General features: G+C 63.4%; 16 protein-coding genes and 1 tRNA gene. 11 read left to right on the top strand and 6 right to left on the bottom strand.

From position 1 onward, the window contains the following. Window positions 1-8: 8 nt before the first annotated feature. From AC0X69_RS06745 to epsC, 3 genes are all read right to left on the bottom strand, one after another. Complete coding sequence (locus AC0X69_RS06745) at window positions 9-245, bottom strand: glutaredoxin family protein (protein WP_482612527.1); 237 nt, start codon at window positions 243-245, stop codon at window positions 9-11. A gap of 72 nt (window positions 246-317) precedes the next feature. Then, window positions 318-1,016, bottom strand: a complete 699-nt coding sequence (locus tag AC0X69_RS06740; protein WP_482612525.1) for a MarR family winged helix-turn-helix transcriptional regulator — start codon at window positions 1,014-1,016, stop codon at window positions 318-320. A 72-nt stretch (window positions 1,017-1,088) separates the two neighbouring features. Then, window positions 1,089-2,009, bottom strand: a complete 921-nt coding sequence (epsC, locus tag AC0X69_RS06735) for a serine O-acetyltransferase EpsC (protein WP_482612523.1) — start codon at window positions 2,007-2,009, stop codon at window positions 1,089-1,091. A gap of 149 nt (window positions 2,010-2,158) precedes the next feature. Here epsC and AC0X69_RS06730 point away from each other — a divergent pair, with 149 nt between their 5' ends. Together AC0X69_RS06730 and AC0X69_RS06725 are read left to right on the top strand one after the other, a co-directional pair. After that, entirely contained in the window at window positions 2,159-3,106 is a 948-nt protein-coding gene (locus AC0X69_RS06730) for a family 2A encapsulin nanocompartment shell protein (RefSeq protein WP_482612521.1), read from the top strand. 56 nt (window positions 3,107-3,162) lie between these two features. Beyond that, complete coding sequence (locus AC0X69_RS06725) at window positions 3,163-5,403, top strand: family 2A encapsulin nanocompartment cargo protein cysteine desulfurase (protein WP_482612519.1); 2,241 nt, start codon at window positions 3,163-3,165, stop codon at window positions 5,401-5,403. 47 nt (window positions 5,404-5,450) lie between these two features. Here the strand turns inward: AC0X69_RS06725 and AC0X69_RS06720 are convergent, their stop codons facing one another. Continuing rightward, window positions 5,451-5,699: a hypothetical protein gene (locus AC0X69_RS06720; protein WP_482612517.1), complete on the bottom strand. Its 249-nt coding sequence runs from the start codon at window positions 5,697-5,699 to the stop codon at window positions 5,451-5,453. Window positions 5,700-5,907: 208 nt separating this feature from the next. Between AC0X69_RS06720 and ftsY the strand changes: the two genes are divergently transcribed. The 7 genes from ftsY to AC0X69_RS06685 all read left to right on the top strand — a co-directional run bounded on the left by ftsY (window position 5,908) and on the right by AC0X69_RS06685 (window position 10,536). Continuing rightward, on the top strand, window positions 5,908-6,957 hold the full coding sequence (gene ftsY, locus AC0X69_RS06715; protein WP_482613320.1) for a signal recognition particle-docking protein FtsY: 1,050 nt from the start codon (window positions 5,908-5,910) through the stop codon (window positions 6,955-6,957). A 5-nt stretch (window positions 6,958-6,962) separates the two neighbouring features. After that, complete coding sequence (locus tag AC0X69_RS06710) at window positions 6,963-7,565, top strand: septation protein A (RefSeq protein ID WP_482612515.1); 603 nt, start codon at window positions 6,963-6,965, stop codon at window positions 7,563-7,565. A 236-nt stretch (window positions 7,566-7,801) separates the two neighbouring features. Beyond that, entirely contained in the window at window positions 7,802-7,945 is a 144-nt protein-coding gene (locus AC0X69_RS06705) for an oxidoreductase (protein WP_482612513.1), read from the top strand. Window positions 7,946-7,995: 50 nt separating this feature from the next. Then, a complete protein-coding gene (locus tag AC0X69_RS06700) occupies window positions 7,996-8,949 on the top strand; it encodes a tyrosine recombinase (protein ID WP_482612511.1) in 954 nt (317 codons plus the stop codon). An 83-nt stretch (window positions 8,950-9,032) separates the two neighbouring features. Continuing rightward, the gene (locus AC0X69_RS06695; RefSeq protein WP_482612509.1) at window positions 9,033-9,596 is read left to right on the top strand and encodes a bactofilin family protein; all 564 of its coding nucleotides are present in this window, start codon (window positions 9,033-9,035) and stop codon (window positions 9,594-9,596) included. A gap of 294 nt (window positions 9,597-9,890) precedes the next feature. Beyond that, window positions 9,891-9,966, top strand: a tRNA-Glu gene (locus tag AC0X69_RS06690). A gap of 129 nt (window positions 9,967-10,095) precedes the next feature. Continuing rightward, complete coding sequence (locus AC0X69_RS06685) at window positions 10,096-10,536, top strand: hypothetical protein (RefSeq protein WP_482612507.1); 441 nt, start codon at window positions 10,096-10,098, stop codon at window positions 10,534-10,536. Between the two features lie 152 nt (window positions 10,537-10,688). Here AC0X69_RS06685 and AC0X69_RS06680 read toward each other — a convergent pair whose 3' ends face one another. Beyond that, complete coding sequence (locus AC0X69_RS06680; RefSeq protein ID WP_482612505.1) at window positions 10,689-11,555, bottom strand: hypothetical protein; 867 nt, start codon at window positions 11,553-11,555, stop codon at window positions 10,689-10,691. A 385-nt stretch (window positions 11,556-11,940) separates the two neighbouring features. Between AC0X69_RS06680 and AC0X69_RS06675 the strand changes: the two genes are divergently transcribed. Continuing rightward, window positions 11,941-12,252: a PDZ domain-containing protein gene (locus AC0X69_RS06675; RefSeq protein ID WP_482612503.1), complete on the top strand. Its 312-nt coding sequence runs from the start codon at window positions 11,941-11,943 to the stop codon at window positions 12,250-12,252. A gap of 129 nt (window positions 12,253-12,381) precedes the next feature. Here the strand turns inward: AC0X69_RS06675 and AC0X69_RS06670 are convergent, their stop codons facing one another. Beyond that, window positions 12,382-13,056, bottom strand: a complete 675-nt coding sequence (locus AC0X69_RS06670) for an NADAR family protein (RefSeq protein ID WP_482612501.1) — start codon at window positions 13,054-13,056, stop codon at window positions 12,382-12,384. Between the two features lie 321 nt (window positions 13,057-13,377). Here AC0X69_RS06670 and AC0X69_RS06665 point away from each other — a divergent pair, with 321 nt between their 5' ends. Next, a complete protein-coding gene (locus AC0X69_RS06665) occupies window positions 13,378-13,521 on the top strand; it encodes a hypothetical protein (protein WP_482612500.1) in 144 nt (47 codons plus the stop codon). Window positions 13,522-13,692 lie beyond the last annotated feature (171 nt).

The following is a 13,692-nucleotide window of genomic DNA, read 5'->3' as shown; positions in this document are numbered from 1 at the left end:
CTTCTTGCTTATTTCAGCGCCGAAAGATCAGCCCCGAAATTGATGTGATAGGGCTGCCCGGCGATGACGAGCGCCGGCACCGACTTCACCCCGGCGCGCTCCGCCTCGGCGATGCGGTTCTTGCTCTCGCCCAGATGGACGATCTCGACGTCGAATTTCTTCGGGTCGAGGCTGTCGGCAAGCTTGCGCTCGGCGTCGACGCAGACCGGACATCCGGCGTGGTAAAAAATCGCTTTCTCTGACATAGTGAGGCTCCTTCTTCGTGCTGCGAAGCGGGACAGGGGCGGTTCGCTGCGCCAACTCGGCGGACCGTCCCTTCATTTGACGCCCGAGGGCGCCGGTTCTGCGGCCCTGCCGGACCGCGTCTCTCTCGCGACCGCGCCTGGCGCCGGGCCGCAAGAAAACTGTCGCCAAAGCTCATCTGAGTCCTGCGCCGCTTCGTGATCGGCGCAATCGAGCCGCAACGCCTCAGCGCCGAAGGCGGCGTCGACGAGGGCGCAGTGGTGCGGGGCCGCGGCGTCGTCATGGGCGTAGGGCCGGAAATGCCGGCAGGCGACGCACATGCGCTGCGGGGCGATCGCGCCTTCGCGCTGCAGGTTGCGAATCAGCTTGATGACGAGCGCCAGGAGCTGCGCCTGTTCGCCCGTCTCGAGCGCCGCCAGCGCGCGCTCTGTCGCGCCGACGCGCGCTTCGACGCTCTCCGCCAGCGCGCGGCCCGGCGCCGTCGCGCGCGCGGTCGTGGCGCGGGCGTCCTGCGCCTCCGCGCGCCGCTCGGCGAATCCCTTGCGCTCCAGCGCCGCGATCGAATCGGTCGCCGTCGGCTGGCTGACGCCGATCGCCGCCGCCACCGCGCCGACCCGCGCGCCGCCGCGGCGGGTGAGAAAGCTCAAAATCTGCGCCTGCGTCGGATTGAGCGGCGTTTGCGCCAGCGCCTCCCATTGGTCGGCGCGCAGCGCCGCCCCGAGGCGTTCGAGGCCGTCGCGCAATTTGCGGGCGAGGGTGGGCGGCTGCGTCATGCACAGCAATATATAGGACTACTATATATTTGCAAGAGCGTCACGCTTTCGGCCGGCGCGGCGGCGATCGATCTAGATTCCGGCGCCGTGATCGAAGAGTTCGATCCGCGCTTTCGCCTGGGTGATGTTGCTGCCTGGCGGCACGCTGTGCGTGAGCCAGACATTGCCGCCGATGGTCGATCCCCGGCCGATGGTGATGCGCCCGAGCACCGTCGCGCCGGCGTAGATCACCACGTCGTCTTCGAGGATCGGGTGTCGCGGCTTGCCCTTCTCGAGGGCGCCGTTTTCGTCGATGTCGAATCGCTTCGCGCCGAGAGTCACTGCTTGATAAAGCCGCACATTTTTGCCGATCCGCGCCGTTTCGCCGATGACGACGCCGGTGCCGTGGTCGATGAAGAAGCCCTGGTCGATCTCGGCGCCCGGATGAATGTCGATGCCGGTTTGCGAGTGGGCGATTTCCGCGATGATGCGCGCGAGCATCGGAACGCCCAGCAGATACAGCTCATGCGCGAGCCGATGTTTGATCAGGGCGGAGACGCCGGGATAGCAGAAGATGATTTCATCGAGACTCTTGGCGGCCGGATCGCCGGCGTAAGCCGCGCGAATATCGGCGTCGAGCAGAAGGCGCACGCAGGGAATCGCGCGGGCGAAGGCGTCGACGACGTCTTTAGGGCGTCGTTCGTCCTGCGGCGCGCCGCTGGACATCAGCGCGAATTCGCGCCGGACCTGTTCGCGCAGGCCGGCAAGGCAGGTTTTCAGCGTCGATACGATGAACTCGTCCGTGCTGTCGGAGGGCAGTTCGGGCGGTCCGTAGTGCCGCGGGTAAAGGACCGCGGTGATCCCATCGACGATCGACGCCATCACGAATTTTGACGGCAGCTGCGGAGGCGCTCCGACGCCATAACGCTGCGTCTGCGCAGCCCGACGCAGCGCGCTCAATCCGGAGACGATCGCGTCGATGTCATGGTCCTTCGAGAGAGTCTCAAGCAGCATTGTCAATCGCTTTCAAAGTCAGGGAGAGGCGCCGAACCCTAACTTGACCATAAAACAGGTATAGTCTATCGACAAGGTATAGTTTTCCAGTCGCGACGTCCGTAGGCCTAGCCTCGGGCGGAGCAATCTTGCTGAGGGGATAAGCATTTATGACCGCAGAACCCGAAGTTCGCCGGACATTGAGCGAGTCGGCGGCCCGCCAGCTCGCGAACGCGACGAAGACGCGCCCACAATGGTCCGGCATCACGCCGCGCTGGCTGGTGTCGTTCCTGCCCTGGGTGCCGGTTGAAGCGGGCATCTATCGACTGAACCGGGTCAAGGAGGCGACGGCGCTCAGCGACGCCGACGTCCAGTGCAGCCCCGCGCGCGACCGCGACGCCGACTTGCCGGAGACTTTCGTCGATTACGAGGATGCGCCGCGCGAATATTCGATGAACGCGGTGACCACGATCCTCGACGTGCAGACCCGCGTCTCCGATCTCTACAACCACCCCTACGACCAGATTCAGGAGCAGGTGCGTCTCCTCACCGAAAAGGTGAAGGAGAAGCAGGAAGCCGAACTCATCAACAACGCCGAATACGGCTTCCTCGCCAATGCGCATCCGTCGATGAAGATCAGCACGCGCACCGGGGCGCCGCAGCCTGACGATCTCGACGATCTGATCGCCAAAGTGTGGAAGGAGCCTGCCTTCTTTCTCGCGCATCCCCGCGCCATCGCGGCTTTTGGGCGCGAATGCACGCGCCGCGGCGTTCCGCCGCCAACCGTGACGCTGTTCGGCTCCCCCTTCGTCACCTGGCGCGGCCTGCCGCTTATCCCAAGCGACAAGCTCTATGTCGATGAAGCGGGAAAGACGAATATTCTGCTGCTGCGCACCGGCGAGAAAAAACAGGGCGTCGTCGGCCTGTTCCAGCCGGGCGTTCCGGGCGAAGTGGCGCCGAGCCTGTCGGTGAGATTCATGGGAATCAATCGCAAGGCGATCGCCTCCTACCTCATCTCGCTTTATTGCTCGGCCGCCGTGCTGACGCATGACGCGCTCGGCGTGCTCGAAGACGTCGATGTCGGCAAATACCACAAATATCCCGACGAATATCGGTGACCCTTACGGGATCGGCGCGAGCGCGCCGATCCTCATTCTCATGAGGTGTGCAACAGATGCCGATCGCGCCGCAGACGCCGCAACTTGTCGAGCTTCCCGTTGACGGCGCGCCGTCGCAGGACGCGTTCACGCATCATGACGCCGCCGCGCCAGACGCGCAGATCGTCGCGCAATTGGCGAACGGCTTCTTTCGCGCGCTGCCCCATGCGACTCTGCCGACAAACGGCTCGGTGACGCAGCAGACCGGCGCGCCGGCGCTTGCCGGCGCCTTGCCGTCCATTCCCGCCGTGACGCCCAGTCTGACCGATATTCCGGCGCCATCGATCGTAACGACCTTCGCTCCGCATGCGCCGGCGCGGGCGCCCTTCGGTCCGGCCGACTTTCCGCCCACGACGATTCCCTCCGTGGTTCCCACTCCGAATGTCCCCGCGCCGTCAGCGCCGCAGACGTTGCATTCGGCGACGCGTCCCCTGGGTCTCGCGGACATTCCGCAGCCCGGCGCTTCGCTTGGCGGCGCGACATCGTCGATCCCCGGCGAATTGGATTACAGCGAGCCGACCCGGCGCTTGGCGCAGGAGTTCTCGCTGGTCGAGAACAACCGCGACGTTCGCTCTGCAGGCGACTATTATTTTCTTCCCGCCGTGTCGGCGCCGGGGTCCACAGAGCCCTTGCGGTATGAAACGCGCGCGTCGCCGACGGGCGCTGGCTATGGCCATCCCGATCCTTTCTCGCCGCGACAGACGCGCGGAGCCTTGCAAGGCGACGAAATCGTGTCGCGCCACTCTCAAGGCGGCGCCACGCAAGGCTCTTATCCGCTTCACCCAGGCGAGTTTGCGCAAGGCGGCGGCGCTTCCGATTATGCGCATAGCGCGCGCCAGACGCCGGGCGCCTCCAGCGGGCATCCTGATCCGGCGCCGCGACGCGCGACCGAATACGAGACGGTGGCGCATGCGTTTCCCGGCGCGTCGGGCAGTGGAGAGACACGGGGCGTGAGCCACGCGCTCCACGGCGGCGACGAGATTTATGCGGCGCCGAAAGACCGGCGTCGCGAATCCCTCGCAACGCGTCACTTGTTCGATCCCTATCGCGTCAAGCGCGATTTCCCCATCCTCAATCAAAGCGTCAACGGACGGCAGCTCGTCTGGCTCGACAACGCCGCGACGACGCAAAAGCCGCAGTCGGTGATCGACCGGCTCGCCTATTTCTACGAGAATGAGAACTCCAACATTCATCGCGCGGCGCATACGCTCGCGGCGCGCGCGACCGACGCCTATGAGGAAGCGCGCGAGAAAGTCCGCCGCTTCCTGAAGGCGCCGAACGTCAAGGACATTATCTTCGTGCGCGGCGCGACGGAGGGCATCAATCTCGTCGCGCAGAGCTGGGGACGACGCCATGTGCGGGAGGGCGACGAGATCGTCGTCTCGCATCTCGAGCATCACGCGAATATCGTGCCCTGGCAGATGCTGTGCTCGGAGAAGGGCGCGAAGCTCCGGGTCGCGCCTGTCGACGATCGCGGCGCGCTCATTCTCGAGGAATATGAGAAGCTCCTCAATCCGAAAACACGGATCGTCGCCGTCTCACAGGTCTCGAACGCGCTGGGCACGATAACGCCCGTTCAAGAGATCGCTGCGATTGCGCATCGCTACGGAGCCTGCGTGCTGATCGATGGCGCGCAATCGGTCTCGCATATGCCCGTCGACGTCCAGTCGATCGGCTGCGACTTCTTCGTCTTCTCGGGGCATAAGGTGTTCGGGCCGACAGGCATCGGCGTCGTTTACGGAAAGGACTCCGTTCTCGAACATCTCGATCCGTGGCAGGGCGGCGGCAATATGATCGCCGACGTCACTTTCGAGAAGACGATCTATCAGGGGCCGCCCGAGCGCTTCGAGGCCGGCACCGGCAATATCGCCGACGCGGTCGGACTCGGCGCCGCGCTCGACTATGTCGAGAGCATCGGCATGGAGGTGATCGCGCGCTATGAGCATGACCTTCTCGTTTATGCGACCGAGAAGATGCGAACCGTGCCTGGGCTGACCCTCATCGGCACGGCGCCGGAAAAAGCCTCGGTGCTCTCCTTCACGCTAGATGGGCACAACCCGCAGGAGGTTGGCAAAGCGCTGGATCAAGATGGAATCGCCGTCCGCGCCGGACATCACTGCGCCCAGCCGATCCTGCGCCGCTTCGGCCTCGAGGCGACCGTGCGCCCCTCGCTGGCTTTCTACAACACCTGCGCAGATGTAGACGCGCTGGTCACAGCCCTACTGCGGCTGCAGGCGGGGAGAGGCAATCTCCTGTGACTCCACTCCAAGCCCCGCGCGGCGAGGAACTCGGTAGGGCTGCACGCTCAGTCCTGGTCCAGCCGGTAACAGGAGAAGTCGCGATCGGTGAAGCCGGTGCGCCAGTCCTTGAGGTCGTAACGATAACCCGGCGGATACGGGAACTTACAGTCTCCCGCGTAGCTCGGTAGATCCCTGCCACGCCAGCCTGACCGGCCTTCGTAGCCGAAGGATTGAGCAAAGACGGCGTTTCCTGTCGCGATAGCCATCGCCAAGGCTAAGAGGCTCGCAAGCAAAGATCGCTTGTTGCGTTGCATTGTTCCCTCCCGTCCAGTTATCGGATGTAAGAACAACCCGGCCCCCGATGCGATGTTCCGCGCCCCGAGCTGCGACCCCGAGGACTCCGTCGTCGGCAGGCGCCCGGCGATAACCCGCGGCGCCGGGGCGAGAGGCTGCGGCGGCCAGCGGCGCCGCTGGCCCTTTTGGCGCAAGTCGTGTAGGCAAATTCGTAAATTCGGGGAGCGAATGAGCCAGGAAGCGGAAGGGAAGAAGCGCGGCATGTTTTCCCGCCTGTTCGGCGGCAAGAGCGAACCGGCGCAGGAAGCGGCGCCCGAGGCGCCGCCGCCCGAGGAAGAAAAGCGCTCCTGGTGGTCGCGCCTGTCCGGCGGACTTTCCCGCACTTCGCAGGCGATCACCCAGGGCGTCGCCGACGTTTTCACCAAGCGCAAGCTCGACGCGCTCACCCTCGAAGAACTCGAAGACGTGCTGCTGCGCGCCGATCTCGGCGTCGGCGCGGCGACGCGCATCACCGAGGCGGTCGGCAAGGCGCGCTATGAGCGCGACATCGAGCCGGAGGAAGTGCGCGAAATCCTGGCGCGCGAAGTCGAGCGCGTGCTCGCGCCGGTCGCCGCGCCGCTGATCGTCGACGACAGCAAAAAGCCCTTCATCATCCTCGTGGTCGGCGTCAACGGCTCCGGCAAGACGACGACGATCGCCAAGCTCGCCGCGAGATGGACGGGCGAGGACAGGACGGTCATGCTTGCGGCGGGCGACACGTTCCGCGCCGCCGCGGTCGAGCAGCTCAAGGTCTGGGGCGCGCGGCTCGGCGCCGAGGTCATTTCGGGCGCGGAAGGCGCCGATGCGGCGGCCCTCGCGTTCGACGCGATCAAGCGCGCCAAGGAAAATGGAGCCGACATCCTGCTCATGGACACGGCAGGGCGGCTGCAAAACCGCGCCGAGCTGATGGCCGAGCTTGAAAAAATCGTGCGCGTCATGAAAAAAGCGGATGCCGAGGCGCCGCATGCGGTGCTGCTCGTTCTCGACGCCACCGTGGGACAGAACGCGCTGCAGCAGGTGGACGTCTTCGAGCGCGTCGCTGGCGTCACCGGCCTCGTGATGACCAAGCTCGACGGCACCGCGCGGGGCGGTATTCTCGTCGCGATCGCCGAGACTTACGGCCTCCCGATCCACTTCATCGGCGTGGGCGAAAGCGCCGAGGATCTGGAGCCGTTCGCGGCGCGCGACTTCGCGCGGGCGATCGCGGGACTTGAAGAGACGTCAGACGCGGAAAGCTAAGAGAGATGACGCAGGAAACCGCCGTCGCGGCAAAGAAGAAGCTCAATCCCTGGCTGAAGCTCGCGCTGGAGCTGGGACCGCTCCTGCTGTTCTTCGTCGCCAATTCCAAATATGGCATCTTCGCCGCGACCGGCGTGCTGATGGCCGGCGTGGTCCTTACGCTGGTCGTCTCATGGGCGATCACCCGGCATCTGCCGGCGATGCCGGTCGTCACCGCGCTGCTGGTCCTGGTCTTCGGGTCGCTCACCTATTTTCTGCACGACGAAACCTTCATCAAATTGAAGGTGACGATTCTATACACGCTATTCGGCGCCGGCCTCCTTGGCGCGCTTTATTTCGGCAAGCTGCTGCTGCCGATCGTTTTCGACATGGCGATCCATATCGACGACGCCGGCTGGCGCAAACTCACGGTGCGCTGGGGTCTGTTCTTCTTCGCCCTCGCCGGGCTGAATGAAGTCCTGCGCCGCGTGCTGACGACCGACGACTGGGTCAACTTCAAGGTGTTCGGCATCTTGCCGCTGACGCTCATCTTCGCGCTCACTCAGGCGCCGCTGATCATGCGTCATGAAATCCGACCCGAGGACGAAGATCCCGAAGCGCATTTTTGACGTTTGGCGTCGCGCGCGCGTTTTCCAGCGCACGCCCGCTCGGGCGCAGCGGAAGCGCGTTCTTGCGAATCGCTGAAGCGTTCGCAGGCGCTCGAACATGAACGTCTTTTCATGATTGCGCGCGGCGCCGCGCCTCAGATTCCCGGGGCGCGCGCGCCATCGACCGACTCCGGGTTGCAATCGCAGCCCGTTCGGGCGAATAGAGTCGCAGGCTTACAGGGGGCTGAGTCGAATCATTGCCCAGTCTCATCCGCTTTCTGATCGTCGTCGGCGCCATCGCCGGCATCGTCTATGGCGTCATGGTCGCGCTCGTCAGTTACGTGACGCCGCAGCCGCGCCAGATGACCTATACGATTCCCGCGCAGCGGCTGAACAAGTGACGCCCGTCGCTCGCGACGCCTGCGTTTGATAACGCCGCGGAGTTGAGCGCATGAGATCCGATGCGGCGCGCCAGCTTGACGCTTTTCTCGATATGCTGGCCGCGGAGCGTGACGCGGCGCGCAACACGCAGGACGCCTATCGGCGCGATCTTGCCGATTACGTCGCTTATCTTGCGGCGAACGCGCGCGACCCCGGCGTAGCGTCGAGCGAAGACGTGCGCGCCTATCTCGCCTCATTGGAGCCGCGCGGGATGTCTGCCGCGACGGTGGCGCGGCGCCTGTCGGCGATTCGCCAGTTCCACAAATTTCTCTACGTCGATCGCCATCGCGACGATGATCCTGCGGCGTCGCTCGATGGACCGCGCATGCGGCGCAGCGCGCCAGGCGTCTTCTCGACGGCGGAAATCGATCGGCTGCTCGCCGTGGCGAGCGAGGGGCTCGACGATGAGAGCCGGCCCGTGCGCGAGCGTCTGCGCGCGGCGCGCCTCTATGCGCTGCTCGAGACGCTTTACGCCACGGGTCTGCGCGTTTCCGAACTCGTCTCGCTGCCGAAAAGCGCCGCGCATTCGCGCGATTCCTTCATCGCCATCCGCGGCAAGGGCGGGCGCGAGCGTCTAACGCCGCTGACGGATCGCGCGCGTCGCGCGCTTCTCGCCTATCGCAAGCTGCTCGAGGCGGCCGACCCCGCGCGCGCGAACTCCAGCTTTCTCTTTCCCGCCGACAGCGACAGCGGCCATCTGACGCGCCAGGCTTTTGCGCGCGATCTCAAGGCGCTCGCGAGCGCCGCCGGCCTGCCTGCGGCGGACATGCATCCGCATGCGCTGCGCCACGCCTTCGCCAGCCATCTGCTGCAGAACGGCGCCGATCTGCGCGTCGTGCAGGAACTGCTCGGCCACGCCGACATTTCGACGACGCAGATCTATACGCATGTGCTCGACGAGCGCATGCGGGCGATGGTGCGCGATCTGCATCCGCTCTCCGATGCGGCGGAGAAGCCGCGCTGAGCGCTTGAGCGCTTTTTCCATTGAATGTTGAGAGGCGCTCAACGTAAGCTTTTCCACGCATTTGCGGGATCGAGGAGCTTGGTATGGCGAAGAACGCGATGGACTTTCGACCCGAGGAAGAGAATGTCGCCTATATCGGCGCCGGCGTGACGCTGAAGGGCGAGATTTCGGCCCCCGACATCATCATCGTCGACGGGGCGATCGAGGGCGACGTCTCGGCGCGATTCGTCCAGGTCGGGCAGGGGGGCGTGATCCGCGGCACTGTCAGGGCGACGGAAGCCGACGTCAGCGGCTGGATCTCAGATCAGATCGAGGTCAAGCAGCTGCTTGTGGTGCGCGCCACCGGACGCGTCGAGGGCAAGGTGACCTATGGCGAGATCGAACTCGCGAGGGGCGCCGTCGTCGCCGGCGATCTGACCGCGCTCGAAGACTATCGCGCCGCGAAGACTGCGCCGGCGGCCAAAGCGGCCGCCGACCGAATCGAGCGCGTGGAGATCATCGGCGCGCTGCCGAAGCCCTCTTCGATCGATCGCATCAATGAGGCGGTGCGCAGCGCCAAGGGCGGCAAAGGCGCGCTCTATCTCGCCGCCGACGGCGAGGAGAAGCGCGGCGGAACGCGCGCGCTCATCGGCCGCAAAGGCGCCTGAGCCATAGGGCCGCGAACCGGGCGCGCGGCGGCGGGGGTTGGGCAGGCGTCGGCTGGCGACGTCAGCTCGGGCGAGAGTAGGGACGCGCGCAGCAGCGCAGGAGCGTCGCGCGGCTGCTCGGCGTTTAGGGGGTGGCGACGTCAGCCAGGGCGAGAGTGGCGCCGGGCGCAGCAGCGGCGCGCCTCACCGTTTGGGCGCTCGCGACACGCCCCATCGTCGCGCTCGCGATCGCTTTCCTTCCTTGCCTGCGCGCTTGTGCGGCGGGCGGCGGCGGTCTATAGAACGCTCCTTCCCGCTCCCTTCGTCTAGCGGTCTAGGACGTCGCCCTCTCACGGCGAAAACAGGGGTTCGAGTCCCCTAGGGAGCGCCAATAAATTCAGCGGCTTGCATCGTCAGGCCCCGCGGTTTCCCCAGACATACGGAAAAATACGGAAAATGCATTGCTGAGCGTGACTCGCTCGGCATAGACTTCCGCGCGACCGATTGCAGCGGAGGCCTCGTGGAGCCCTACACGATCGTCCGGACAACGTCCGACCTACGCCGCGCGATCGAGGAGCGCAGACGCCAGTTCGGCCTCACGATGCTCGAACTGGACGACGCAGCGGGGACTCAGTCGGGCTATGCGGCAAAGCTTCTCGGGCCAAGCCGCATGAAGAACTTCGGCCATATGTCGCTTGCGGCCCTCCTGGGCGCGTTGGGCCTGAAGCTCGTCGTCGCGCTCGAAGATGCGCCGCACATGCTCGAGGAGTCCGAGCCGATCGGCGACCTTGCCTTGTCGTCTCTCCTGTCCGTGCTCGGGCTGCGGCTCACGCTGGTTGCGAACGATGCGCTGATCCCGTCACTCACGAAGCGCTCCGCTGCATCGCGGACTCTTCACCGCGTGGACGCCCGCGTCCGCAAGATTGCCGAGGCCGCCGACCAGCCCGACCTCGCCGCGTAATCGCGCAGTCCGCGCGGCGCCCCCGGGGGCCTCTCGCGCGAGGGCCGGGGGGGCAGGAAAAACCGGTCGCCGACCCCTATCGCGTGTTTCCCCCGCACGCTTCGCCCCTCATAATTTTTCGGCTGACATGGGATTTCGGGCCTGTCGAAAGCCTAGCGATTTGGCGTTCGTCCTGCCTGATCAGCCGCGCCAGGAGCCCCGGCCCACCACTGCGGCGGCAAGGTACGAAAACTGACGCCCAAGTTTAGAGGGAAGCGATTGAATTGGTCGAAAAGTTTGAAGCGTATTTTAAAGTCAGAGCCTTGCGTTCCAAAAATATTACAGCCGGGAGACGATGTTCCGCAGACCGGTTGCCAAACGTTTCGTCGATTGGTGCAGTCGCTTCGCCAAACAAGCTTGTTTAACAGTACGTCATAATTCGCCTGCATTACGCGCTCAACGATCCACGTGACGTCACCTTCGAACAATATATTGTTTCGTCGATCTGCGTGAATGGTTCCGTCTCTGATGACCATCCAGCGTTTTACTTCGCATGCCGAGTAACCATGACCTGAGCCGGCTAGAAAGTCTGCTAACGGTCTGATCAAGCGATGTCCACCAACTCCAAATGCTCGCTCATAAAGTCGAATCGATTCGTGGAAGCGTCCGGTGCTATGCTGATGGCAAATCCCTTCGGCTAGCAATGCGACGCCATCGAGTCGATCTTCGAGCTGATTTAGATGCTTCTCCAGATTCAGCTCAAACGCTCCGCTGGGAACCGCATTATTAGCTTCTGGAAAGAAGAAGCCAGTCGCTCCTTGCAACAGCGCGTCGTCCAGAGGCGTTTCCGAAATCAAGGCAACGCTCGGCGCGGGAGAAGAAATTTGTCGACGACTGAAATTAGAAATCGATAGTAGGTTTGCATAATGCTCAATCACCTCTTCGGCGGAGCGTCTTAGTCTTACCGGTATGACGAGCTTATTGTCCGCTGTTCGTTTTAGGCGATGTTCTAGCCCCACGATGGCGGCGATAAGCAACAACGTGCCCTGATTAGCCTTTCTCGAAGAGAGCAGGTGATTACCACGAGTGCCACGAGGACTTCGGCACCCAAGGAGTTCTACGGCAGTCGGCCAGTTGCCCCGTCGATGCTCCCGCGTTATTCGCCTTAATGATCGTAGTCAGCTAAATTTTCTAGCCGCATCGCCGCGCCATTGAGCTGCGAAGGGCGGGCAGTCGTGAAGCGCTCCGCTATCGAGGACTGAACGCGGAGCCGACGAGTTTACTCGGCCCTCATCCGAACGGAGCAGGCGTCGAAGAAGCCAGCATGCTACTGACCCAATGAAACAGGTTATTCAGAGTTTTGAGTGTTCGGCCATGACGATCTCGATCGTCAAGACCAGGTTTATTGCAAAGGGAGTGATGAAAATGGCGAATAGAACCATTCGCGTGTGGTGGAAGTCCGTCGCCACAGGCTGGCTGAATTTCAACTGGGATCCGATCACGTCGCAATCGGTCGTTCATATTGCCGCCTGTGAGTGGAAGCCGAGCACGACGATCGGCGGCAAAAGCAAACACCGCGGCGCTGCGCCAATTTTCGTGAAGAACATTCGCCCGCACGGCAGCAATGTCGAGGCGAATGGCGTCGAGTTCTTCGCCCAAGTTGAATGGGGAACGCCGCTCGACGTCGTGTTCGATATCACCGTTTTCGATAAGCCCGAACAGGAGCATACGGTTTAGCCGGTCTTATATCGGCGCCGCCGCGGGACGACACACAGGCGGCGTCGACTCTTGCGGCGTTGTCTTGAGCCAATCGGCGAGAGCCGCCCAACGCGGCGCGATGCGCTGACTGGCCGAGCGCTAATCCAGTCAACGCACATCACAGCTCACGGATGAGATATTCGGATCGGTCTTGTTCCGCAGTTCCTTGCGAAGACGCATCCATATCTGCGCCAGGATGACGCCGGGAATGGTCCGGCTGTCTCGACGCACAATGTGAACGAGCGGACGTTCTCCCGTCGCCAGGAGGGCGGCGCGCGCCTCTTCATTCTGCTGGAATTTCGCGCGACAGGCCTGCTCCATCAAGCGCCAATGCTCCCACGCGCCAACCGGTATGTCCCGGCCGCCGTAGCTGACCGCCGCGCCATATCGCCGGCTTTTGCCGAGTTCGCGCGCATGGGGGCCGTCAAGCGCAGCCAACCTCTCGCGGTCGGAATCATCCTCGAATTTCAGGCCTTGCCAGAAGGACTCTACCGAGCGGTAGAGTCTTCCGTCCAGCTCGAACGGCGTCGTCGTCAGATTGCTGATCGCTTTGGCGAGGGGATCCGAACTCGAGCTGACGACATTGAGCGGTTCGCGGCACGCTTCGAGCCGACGCCCCATGTCATGAAGCTCCAGAGAGCTGACGCCCGGCCGGTCAGCCCGAACATTCAGCACATGATCTTCGTGCGCCGATTTCCATGAGGCGAGCACGCGCGCGTCCTCGTCCGATTGCGGGATCAGCACCACGAGCCCCTCTTTCAAGAGCGCCTTCATCTTTTTCATTTCTCACGCGATTTGCGCATGTTTGAGTCGTCGCCCGGCAGGCGAGCGCCAATCGTGATTGGGTCCGAAATGCTTCAAGCGACAAATCAAAGAGGCGTGGAATCATGGAACAGCGATTGAAGACGCTGCTTGTTCACGGACCCTGAAACTTCCATCCCGCGCTGCGTTTGGCTAATACGAAGATATAACTGGAAAATTTCGAGATCTTCGAGTACATCGCTCAAAATTGCGCGGTCTAAACAGGCTTGAAGCATTCCAACAAGGAACGAATTCACGAGCATGGCGTTATCTCTTCGCACATTGCAAACCCAAGGTGCAGTCATGAACGACAGTGTTCAATTAAACGCCACCGAACAGGAAATTCTCAACTACATCGTCTCAGACGAAGCGCTGGAGGCCGCGGCTGATGTAAGCGCGATGTCGTATACGCATCAGACCTCAGCCTACAACAGGTGTTGCCGCTGAAACCGCACTGACGCCTTCAGTAGGACGCGAGCAGCCATCCATTTCCTGGACGGCTTCTTCTGAGTGCGCTGGAAGTCTTGGATAGCCTCCAAGACGGTCCCAGACGGCGCGCCCAGCCGTTATAGGGATTTCGACGTCATCGTGCCTGTCTCGCACGAGCACAGCGCCGCT

The sequence above is a fragment of the Methylocystis sp. Uni0008 genome, assembly GCF_056838045.1.
Note: the sequence above shows the minus strand (reverse complement) of the source record. Positions and strands in the feature narration are given on the sequence as shown.

Bases quoted from the DNA above. Each gene is read 5' to 3' on its own strand.
- AC0X69_RS06745 (WP_482612527.1), bottom strand. From the start codon at position 245: ATGTCAGAGAAAGCGATTTTTTACCACGCCGGATGTCCGGTCTGCGTC.
- AC0X69_RS06740 (WP_482612525.1), bottom strand. From the start codon at position 1,016: ATGACGCAGCCGCCCACCCTCGCCCGCAAATTGCGCGACGGCCTCGAA.
- epsC (WP_482612523.1), bottom strand. From the start codon at position 2,009: ATGCTGCTTGAGACTCTCTCGAAGGACCATGACATCGACGCGATCGTC.
- AC0X69_RS06730 (WP_482612521.1), top strand. From the start codon at position 2,159: ATGACCGCAGAACCCGAAGTTCGCCGGACATTGAGCGAGTCGGCGGCC.
- AC0X69_RS06725 (WP_482612519.1), top strand. From the start codon at position 3,163: ATGCCGATCGCGCCGCAGACGCCGCAACTTGTCGAGCTTCCCGTTGAC.
- AC0X69_RS06720 (WP_482612517.1), bottom strand. From the start codon at position 5,699: ATGCAACGCAACAAGCGATCTTTGCTTGCGAGCCTCTTAGCCTTGGCG.
- ftsY (WP_482613320.1), top strand. From the start codon at position 5,908: ATGAGCCAGGAAGCGGAAGGGAAGAAGCGCGGCATGTTTTCCCGCCTG.
- AC0X69_RS06710 (WP_482612515.1), top strand. From the start codon at position 6,963: ATGACGCAGGAAACCGCCGTCGCGGCAAAGAAGAAGCTCAATCCCTGG.
- AC0X69_RS06700 (WP_482612511.1), top strand. From the start codon at position 7,996: ATGAGATCCGATGCGGCGCGCCAGCTTGACGCTTTTCTCGATATGCTG.
- AC0X69_RS06695 (WP_482612509.1), top strand. From the start codon at position 9,033: ATGGCGAAGAACGCGATGGACTTTCGACCCGAGGAAGAGAATGTCGCC.
- AC0X69_RS06675 (WP_482612503.1), top strand. From the start codon at position 11,941: ATGGCGAATAGAACCATTCGCGTGTGGTGGAAGTCCGTCGCCACAGGC.
- AC0X69_RS06670 (WP_482612501.1), bottom strand. From the start codon at position 13,056: ATGAAAAAGATGAAGGCGCTCTTGAAAGAGGGGCTCGTGGTGCTGATC.
- AC0X69_RS06665 (WP_482612500.1), top strand. From the start codon at position 13,378: ATGAACGACAGTGTTCAATTAAACGCCACCGAACAGGAAATTCTCAAC.